Annotated in this window: 8 protein-coding genes and 1 pseudogene; 3 read left to right on the plus strand and 6 right to left on the minus strand. The window is 60.8% G+C overall.

What is annotated here, in order from left to right:
- Positions 1-72 precede the first annotated feature (72 nt).
- The 4 genes and pseudogenes from HUK65_RS17350 to repA form a co-directional block, all read right to left on the minus strand.
- Positions 73-396 (minus strand): annotated as a pseudogene (locus HUK65_RS17350) (ParB/Srx family N-terminal domain-containing protein); the annotation flags it as partial.
- A 169-nt stretch (positions 397-565) separates the two neighbouring features.
- Positions 566-1,777 (minus strand): plasmid replication protein RepC, encoded by a 1,212-nt coding sequence (gene repC / locus HUK65_RS17355; RefSeq protein ID WP_179907532.1) that lies wholly within the window; start codon positions 1,775-1,777, stop codon positions 566-568.
- A gap of 213 nt (positions 1,778-1,990) precedes the next feature.
- On the minus strand, positions 1,991-2,923 hold the full coding sequence (gene repB, locus HUK65_RS17360; protein WP_179907533.1) for a plasmid partitioning protein RepB: 933 nt from the start codon (positions 2,921-2,923) through the stop codon (positions 1,991-1,993).
- Positions 2,907-4,100, minus strand: a complete 1,194-nt coding sequence (gene repA, locus HUK65_RS17365) for a plasmid partitioning protein RepA (protein ID WP_009503867.1) — start codon at positions 4,098-4,100, stop codon at positions 2,907-2,909. Before repA ends, repB begins: the two co-directional genes overlap by 17 nt.
- 208 nt (positions 4,101-4,308) lie before the next feature.
- On the opposite strand from repA, the gene HUK65_RS17370 reads away from it, so the two are divergent.
- Together HUK65_RS17370 and HUK65_RS17375 are read left to right on the plus strand one after the other, a co-directional pair.
- Complete coding sequence (locus HUK65_RS17370; RefSeq protein WP_179907534.1) at positions 4,309-4,536, plus strand: AbrB/MazE/SpoVT family DNA-binding domain-containing protein; 228 nt, start codon at positions 4,309-4,311, stop codon at positions 4,534-4,536.
- Positions 4,526-4,921: a PIN domain-containing protein gene (locus HUK65_RS17375; protein ID WP_047998273.1), complete on the plus strand. Its 396-nt coding sequence runs from the start codon at positions 4,526-4,528 to the stop codon at positions 4,919-4,921. Before HUK65_RS17370 ends, HUK65_RS17375 begins: the two co-directional genes overlap by 11 nt.
- A 78-nt stretch (positions 4,922-4,999) precedes the next feature.
- Here HUK65_RS17375 and HUK65_RS17380 read toward each other — a convergent pair whose 3' ends face one another.
- A complete protein-coding gene (locus HUK65_RS17380; RefSeq protein WP_179907535.1) occupies positions 5,000-5,884 on the minus strand; it encodes a recombinase family protein in 885 nt (294 codons plus the stop codon).
- A 226-nt stretch (positions 5,885-6,110) separates the two neighbouring features.
- On the opposite strand from HUK65_RS17380, the gene HUK65_RS17385 reads away from it, so the two are divergent.
- The gene (locus HUK65_RS17385) at positions 6,111-7,178 is read left to right on the plus strand and encodes a hypothetical protein (protein ID WP_179907536.1); all 1,068 of its coding nucleotides are present in this window, start codon (positions 6,111-6,113) and stop codon (positions 7,176-7,178) included.
- Positions 7,179-7,222: 44 nt separating this feature from the next.
- Here HUK65_RS17385 and HUK65_RS17390 read toward each other — a convergent pair whose 3' ends face one another.
- On the minus strand, positions 7,223-8,425 hold the full coding sequence (locus tag HUK65_RS17390; protein WP_179907537.1) for a Fic family protein: 1,203 nt from the start codon (positions 8,423-8,425) through the stop codon (positions 7,223-7,225).
- Between the last annotated feature and the right edge of the window lie 200 nt (positions 8,426-8,625).

Raw genomic sequence — 8,625 nt, forward strand, 5'->3', positions numbered from 1 at the left:
CGGGAACGCCGCGCACTCGACGCGCTGGATGAAATCAGAGGGAACCGGTAAGATGCGTCAGACTCAGAACACTAGGATATCGGAAGCAGCATCGCGGACGATGCAGGGAATGGGCGTCGTCTTCGCCAAACGCTTTTGCTTCACCAGCAGGGACAGCGCTTGGAACCGCCGTCCACCGGCCGGGATCTCGAACTTGCCGATCTCGGTACCATCGTCAGCCAACACGGGCCGCACGCTCAGGCTCTGCAACAGACCGCGGCGGGCGATGTCTTCGGCCAGTTCCTCGACGGACACGCCAGCCTTGATGCGCCGCACATTGGACTGGCTCAGCATCAGCTTGTCAAAAGGGATATCCCGCGAAGGGGACAGGGTGATTTTCTGGACAGCTTTCGTCATCAGATCTTCTCCACGACGGGCGCCGGAAGCCACTCTCCCGATCTCACTTCCCGTCACCCTCAAACCAACAATCCTTTCCCTCTCGACGATCGTATGGTTGCCAAGAGGCAACTTAACAGCTGTTAAGTCAGGCCAACTGAGCTCCGATGACGTTGAAACTTAACAGCTGTTAAGCCGCACTTCGCCGACCGATCAAAGCCATGACCATCGGACCGCAAGAGAATTCGCCCGCCGCGGCCTTGGACGTCAGCGCCCGCAAGTATCCACCCGGTGATCTGATGTCGGAAAAACGTTCCAGCATGGCCACGACGACGATCGAGGCTTGCTCTGGTCCCATGAAGCGCTGCGCTTCTTCCCAAGCGGAAACACTGATCCCCATGGCCGGCCGTACATGACAAGCCGCGTCGAAAAGTTGGTGCCAGTGTCGAATGTCGCCCTGATAGAAAGTTTTGAGCGAGGGACAGCCGGCGATTACCAGGTGGAGTGGGATTTTCGGCACCCGCCTCGTGTCAGGCGCTTCAAGGTCAGCCACGGGCTCACCCGTATCATCATCTGGCGCGCCGGCCGCCGCCTCGCCTTTTTCTAAGGCAGGTTCAAGATCTATAGATTCTTCATTTGAATTATGATGATGACGCTCAAAATGGGCATCATTGGTGATCATTTCCTCTGTTTCAGGGCCATCAATGACATTACGCGCCTGGTCAAGAAATGTCTCCAGTTCAGTCCGAAATGCCGACAGATCCTCAAGCGAGAGTTTGCGGCGAAGAGCGCGGGCTGTGAGGGCAGCCTTGTCACGGAACTGGTCCCATAGGCCAAGCCCGGGCTGGATCTCCTCGCCGAACTCCGCCAGAGCGGCCAGGTCGCGACGCATGAGGCTCACCACCTCCCTCAGTCGCCGCACACGGTCCTCGGCCTCACGCACGGCCTCTGCGGCCCGTGCAATCTCCTCTGCCCGGCAATAGAGCGGGGAGAGGTCAAAGCCGAAGGCCACGCGATCTTCACCACGCTTGCGCACATACCGCTTCCCATTTGGGCTATCGCGCCGCATGAGCAAGCCTGCCTCTACCAACCGGGCGAGGTGACGACGCATCGTCGAGCAAGGCATCCCGTTCAGCCGCTCGCAGATCGCCTTGTTGGATGGGAAGACGACCATTTCGGTGTTCCCGCCAAGCGCATCATCCGGAAAGAAGCTGAGAAGCCCCTGAAGAACGGTCAGATCGCGCTCGGAAACCCGAAAGGCGGCCTGTGCCTTGGACAGCTCGCGGAGGAGCTCCCACTTGTTGACGGGCTTGCCAGGAACAGACGCCTCAGGACGCTCGACCACGCGCAGATGGGCATGCGAGATCGGCCGCATAAACGGCGAAATCGGTGTGTAATCCATGATGTCATTCACGAAGGCAAAATTTCCCTGGCCCGCGAATCGCTTTGCGCTTGCGGGAAAGGGGCCAGATCGCTACATTCAGAGGTGCGAAAACTGAAGTTTTGTAGCGGGCTGGTCCCGTGCGAAACCTAAGAAAGGTCTCGTGAAGCTTGCTTCTCGGGGCCTTTTTCTTTTCTGCCTGTCTCGTGCCTCCTTTTTGATTGTTGCTCTTCCTCAGTCTTCCGAACGCTTCCAGCGCTCGTGAAGCTCGGCGATCAGCTGCGGGGCGTTGCCCTCAAGCCAGCTGACAAAATCGCTCTCCTCGGCCTTCAACTCGAGCTTGAGTTGCTTTCCACGACGTCCGGTCGTGACAGTGGCGGCACCGACCCCCGGAATCACCGTGCCGGGCCGCCCGCGAGGGCGAGACGAGGATGTGGTCTGTTCGGGCTTCCCTGCAGCAGAGAGGACGGCCAAAAATGCATGATCGGATTTCTCGTCAATACCGCCTTGGTAGGATGTCTTGGCCTCACCCGCCAAAGCTGCAAGCAGTTCGCGATCGGCATCCGTAACCACCAGCAACTTCTTGAGCTCTTCCCACCTAGGCCGACCAATGCCCGGAGCGGCACCGATGGCGAGGACCAGGTCCTCCCCAACGGTGCGGACCACGCTTAACAGCTGCGACACTCCTGCCTCGGTAAGATTGAGAACCTCGGCGACACCCTTGTTAGTGCGTTCGGATGCGCTCAGATGGTCACCGTCGAGCAAGGCTGCGGCAACAAGCGCACGTTCGATGAAGCTTAGATCCCGCCGTTCCTGGTTTTCTAACAGCTGATCACGAAGTGCCTGATCGCCCTCCATCTCTGTGACAATGGCGCGGACCTTGATCCCAAGTTCTCTGCAAGCTTCCAGTCGACGACGGCCATAGATCAGGCTGTAGCGATCACCCTCAAGCGGCCGGACGAGGATTGGTACTCGCTGTCCGTTCTTGAAAATTGACGCCTTTAGGCCCTCAGTCTCGATCTGCAGCCGGTCATCGAGCCGACCTGTGGTTTCGATTTGGTCAGGCTCGATTTCGAAAACGCCGCCGCGCAGCCTGCGCCCCTCAAGAGCGTCGGGCGCGTTGCGCAGGGTCTGCAGTGGCAGTCCCAGTTTAGGCTTTCTTGCCATTGCGTCCCCACGTGTTCTGGATGATCGCCGCGATCTCGTCGTTGACGGCGTTCATGGATTCGATTGCACGATCGAAAGTCTGACGCGTGAAGTCCTTCTTGTCGGCCTCGTAGAGCGTCTGCTTCGTCAGCCCTGCATCAGAGATCGCAGTCGACTCAACCATGTGGTTGGTCAGGACTGACCTGCCGAACAGACCCCGGATGAAAGCAATGACCTCGGTCTGCGGGGCATCACCCACCTTGTAGCGGGTCGGCAGAAAGCGCAGCCAGTCGAAGCGAAGGTTTGCGCCAGCATCCCGGATGACGCCAAGCAGATCAGCGGTCATTCGCAGAAACTGCGACATGGACATCAGATCGAGCATTTGCGGGTGAACGGTAACAAGCACCCCTGAAGATGCTGAGAGGGCGGACATGGTTAAAAAACCAAGCTGCGGCGGACAGTCGATGACGACGACGTCATAGTCCGCTTCGACACTGTCGAGCGCGTCGCGCACACGGGCGAAGAATGCGCGGGCGCCGCCACGCTGAATGGCTGCCGGCGTCTCATGTTCGAATTCCATGAGCTCGAGGTTCCCGGGAATCAGGTCAAGACCACGGATGTAGGTCTTGCGGATCACGTCCGAGATCGGGACCGGTTCATCGTAGCGAACTGCATCATACAGCGTACCACCCTCCATCAGGTCCAGCTCAGGCTGGATGCCATGCAGGGCGGAAAGGGATGCCTGGGGATCCAGATCGATTGCAAGGACACGATATCCCTTGAGAGCCAAGCGCTGTGCAAGGTGAGCGGATGTTGTCGTTTTCCCGGACCCGCCTTTGAAGTTCACAACAGAAACAATCTGAAGCTCGTCACCGGCACGACGCCCCGGAACGTAGGTTCCAGGCTTCTTCGCGTTTGCCTCAAGGGCGTGGCGAATCTCCCAGATATCATCGAGGGTATATCGCCGGTGGCTGCCCGCGGTGGTTTCGACGTCAGCGATCTTTCCTTCTCGATGAAGCTTGCGAAGGTAGGTATGATCGACGCCAAGCAACTCGGCCGCCTCGCCGCTGGTCAGGCTGCGCATGACTTTTTTGGCGTCGGGAGGGAAGTGGGCAGCACGTTGCGCATGAAGATTGGACGCAAGAAGCTCTGCGTAGTGCCCGATGGCAATGTCCAGGTCCTGCTCGGCTTCGCTCATCTCTGCCTCGATTCGTGGGCGCGTTTTTTATGTGATCGCGCGTTATTTATCGAGACTATTGCCCGAGCTATCAGATTCGTGCAAGCTCTTTCTAGATTTGGTGTCATTCGCTGCGTCATGTACAAGAGTGGCTCGGGTTCGGGGCAGGCTTGTCTTCGGAACCTTTCGGATATACATTACAAGGCGTATATCCGCATGGGAGGTCAAGATGCAGGTCGCAAAATGGGGTAACTCGCTGGCCGTCCGTTTGCCCGCAGAGCTCGTCCGAGAGCTTGGTCTCAAGGAGGGTGATCAGATCGACCTGGTCAAGGACGACGGACGGGTCAGAGTCCGTCGCCTTGCTCGTGCGGATGAGGTGCTGACCGGCCTGCGCCGCTTCCGGGGCAAGTTGTCCGCAGCAGAACGTCTGAGCCGCGACGAAGCGCATGAGCGCTGAGTTCGCGGACACGAATGTCGTTCTTTACCTGCTCGACGACGGCCCGAAGGCCGATCGCGCCGAGGTCATCCTGGGGCAGGGGCCCCGGATCAGCGTTCAGGTTCTAAACGAGTCACTGGTGAACTGCCGCCGCAAAGCTGGCCTCAGTTGGGAGGAAGCAGCGGCCTTTCTCGAAGGCGTGCGCGCCTTGTGTCCCGTCGAGGATCTCACCGTGCAGACCCATGACGTCGGCCGCGCTTTGGCGGAACGCTACGGCTTCTCGATCTACGACGCGATGATCGTGGCCAGCGCTTTGGTTGCGGGGTGTACCACGCTGTGGAGCGAGGACATGCAAGATGGCCTGCTGGTGGAAGGCCAGCTTCGCATCGTCAACCCCTTTGCATGAGCGGACAGCTACTGAGTCTGGTGCTTGCCTTAGCCTTGTAATCCTTCCATGTCGTGCATGATTTGCGGGGTTTCTGGGCTACTCAAGCAGCCCCAGCCTCTCAGCCCGCTCCAGTAGCATTTTCACCGAAGAAGGCTGCCATCTCGTGCGGCCACGTGGTGTGCGTTCGCGCATCGCTTCCAGCCGGGTGCAGATCGCCTGGAGCGTGATGTCGGGGTCCGCGCCCTTGATGCCGGCGACGATGGCGGGCAGGCGATCGTCCGTTTCGCGGCGCCCGGCGCGGGCCAGCACCTCGGTAGGCAGGAAGCCGTCGCGGACATAGGCCTTCACGGCGCGTAGAAGGCGGCTTTGGTTCCAGCGACGCGCCTCGGGCAAGGGGCCGTTGATGATGCGCACCACGTCTTCCCAGGCCAAGTCGGGGCGCAACCGGCGCACATGAGGCACCCAGTCTTGTGCCGTCTCGTTCAGGCGCTCCATGTAGCCGTCCTGTCGCGCCAGTCGAACTTTGCGCAGCGCTGCCGGGTCACGTGCGCGCAAGCCCGGGTTGCCGCCGATCCGGCCCTTCGTCCGGGCACTTGCCAAGCCTGCCTTGGTGCGTTCCCGGATCAGGGCGCGCTCGAACTCGGCCGCAGCGCCCAGGACCTGCAGCGTGAACTTGCCCTGCGGGGATCCGGTGTCGATGGGGTCCTGGATCGAGCGGAAGAAAGCACCCTTGGCCTCCAGCCGCTCGATCACTTCCAGCAGATGCGATAATGACCGGGCAAGACGGTCAATACGCACCACCACCAGCGTATCGCCCTTGCCGATCCGCTCCAGGACGCGCGCCAGCACAGGCCGCGCGCGATTTCCGCCTGAGGCCTGTTCTTCATGGATCTCAGCGCAACCCGCGGATTTCAGGGCCTGCGACTGGGGCAGGGGGGTTTGATCCTCTGTTGAAACGCGCGCGTAGCCTATCAGGGGCATCAAATCCTGCCTTTTGCAGTTTCGGATACGATTAATAAACGACCGTTTATAAACGAATGCAAGGGCGCTCTCGGTGGCGCTTTTCAGCAGAATGCCCTTTGTTTCGATACGCTGAGCGCGATCAGAGAGTTCTCGCAGGCCATCGCGCGCGCGTGCTATGTAAGGTATAAAGACGCGCTCTGAGAAAACCCTTGGGTAAAGTGCAAATTAGCTATATTTTGCGCATATGAAGCCTAGAACCCCTTCTGTGTATGATGAGTCCGACGCCTTCGTAATCGATGCGGAGGAGGTCGAACAGGCGTCCGAGGACGACCTGTGGTTCCTACCCGGTCCGATGGAAGACGAGCCGGACTATTTGACGCCGGGACCACGGGCCGTACCGCGTGAAACCGAGGTCCTCGACGATTGGCGGAAGGCAGAGGGGGGTCAGGCCGCGCGTCTTGCCCGTGTGGCCGGCCGCATCGGCGCGCTGGACGACCGGTTGAAGCGCGGACCGGAAGGATGGCGGCATCGGCTGGCGCTGATGGAGGCCGCAGATCTGAGTTGGCAGGGCGGTGACCGCATCAGCCAGGATCGGCTGGCGCTCTGGATTTCGCTGCGCCTGTCCGGCGTCCAGGACGACATGGCGGCGCTGGCGCGGGTCGGATGGGCGGTTCGGCGGCTGACGGGTGGACCGGGACCGGAGCAGGACCTTTCCGCCTTTCTCGACCGTCGCGACCCCGAGAACCTCAGTGATGAGACCGAGCCGTTCGTGGATCGTGCGAGCGGTTGGCTTGATCTGATGGGGCAAGCCGCAGAACTGCACACGATCACCCGCGCCGCGATGGGCTTTCACCTCTGGCGCCTCGCCGGGCTGGGGCAGCTGGGCTGTCGGATGGAAGCGGCGGTCGCGGCTGCGCGGATCGCTGCCAGCGAGGGGAGAGGAGCAGTCTTCGCGCCTCTGGCCATGGGCGGGGCAGGGGGGTTACGAGCCGGTGGTTCATCGTTCGAACGTCTGGCGCGCTGGCTCGACGGGATCGAGACGGCGTGCTTGACCGCGATGCGGCAGCTTGACGATATCGAGGCATGGTCGGCGCGGGCGGAAGCCGAAATGACACCGCTTTCGGGCAGGACGCCCCCGGGCTTGCGCGCGGTGCTGGCCGAATGGCCGCTCGTCTCTGCGCCGATGGCCGAGGCCTTGACTGGCGCGAGCCGCGCCGCCGTCCAGCGCAACCTTGCATGGATGCAAGCGCGGGGTCTGATCCGCGAGGTGACAGGACAGGGGCGGTTCAGGATGTGGAAGGCGACAAACTGAAGATCGCAGTGACCTACTGAATGACCATCTGGTCAGTCGTTTCGCTACTCGGGCAGATCCCCGTCTGCGAACAGGTTCGGGAAAAGGCGTTCCCGGTAGTCGAGAGGGAATGCCAGTCGCACGGGCGTTTTCGGCGAGGCGGATGACAGGTAGCCGGCTGAGGTCAGCTTGCTCAGCGTGTTGCGCGCCGTGCGCTCGGACGTCTTGAGCACGATCTGTGCCTCGCCGCGTTCCAGCGTGCCATAGCGAAGGACCGCCGAAATGAGGTCGGGCGCACGCTTGTCATCGATCGTGTCGAGGGCGAGACGCCGATAGCGCTTTTCCAGACCCGGAAGGTCAAAAAGCTTGGCCGAGAAGGTGATCTGATCCAGCGTCACCTTGAGGAACCATTCGCAATGGGTCTTGAGAGCGGCCTCGGACAGATTGCCTCGACCATCACGATCCCCGCGACGGGGGGTATCGGCCATGTCCATCATGCGCTTGTATTCGTCCCGGTCCGCCAGCCCACGTGCCAATCCGCGCGAGACAGACCAAAGTCCCTGACCTCCGATGCCGGCCTCAAGCGCCATTGCATGGGACATCAGGCGGCTGACCCGCCCGTTTCCGTCGGGAAACGGATGGATGTAGTTGAGCCGATGGTGCGCCGAGGCGATCGCGATGATCCGCCCGCTCGCCGAGCGAGCTGCGATCTGAAACCGCTTGTCGAAATGGTCCATGAAAGCCGCGACCCGACCGGAGGAGGGGGGCAGATGGCGTCCGACAGCGACTTCGCTGTCACCCTCCTGCCGCATGCGGCCCGGAATGATCGGCTCGGTCGTGCCATCCGGGTGTTCGATGCGCCGGAACTCGTCGGGCATCTCTTCGTAGAAGGTCTTGTGCACCCAGGTGAGGAACGCGACGGACGTGGGCCGTGGCAAGTTGCCTTCCCGATGCATCTTGTCGATCGAGCGCTGTACGATGACATGGGCGCGGGCTTCGAGTGCGAGGGGCCGGGTCTCGGCATCCAACTCGGCCCCGGCGAGGGCGCGTTCGATGTCGCGCGGGCGCGTGTTGTGCCCCTCGATCAGGTTCGAGTAGTAGCAGTTCATCACCCTGACCAGGTCGGCCAATTCGGCCGCGCTGTTCGGGTGGAGACCCTGACCGAGGTTTGCTGCCTCGCGCTGGATATCAACCGACAGGTCCGCCAGGCTGGCGGGGATGTGCTCCTCGAAGAAGCATGGCTCGATCCTGCCGGGTGTTTCTAACATTCTTTGCCGATCTTGACTGTACAGATTTTCGAGCAACTGTTAGCATTATACGTCATGAATTTCAAGCTTTTGCCGATGTGCATTGCCGATCATGGATGCCGATGTCTAAGTGTGACGCATTCGGGTTCTGTCGCAAATATTACGGGCATTCGTGTAGCCCGGTATGATGCGGCGCTGTATGAGGTGACTTGACAGAGATG

Source organism: Rhabdonatronobacter sediminivivens (genome assembly GCF_013415485.1).
Classification (GTDB): domain Bacteria; phylum Pseudomonadota; class Alphaproteobacteria; order Rhodobacterales; family Rhodobacteraceae; genus Rhabdonatronobacter; species Rhabdonatronobacter sediminivivens.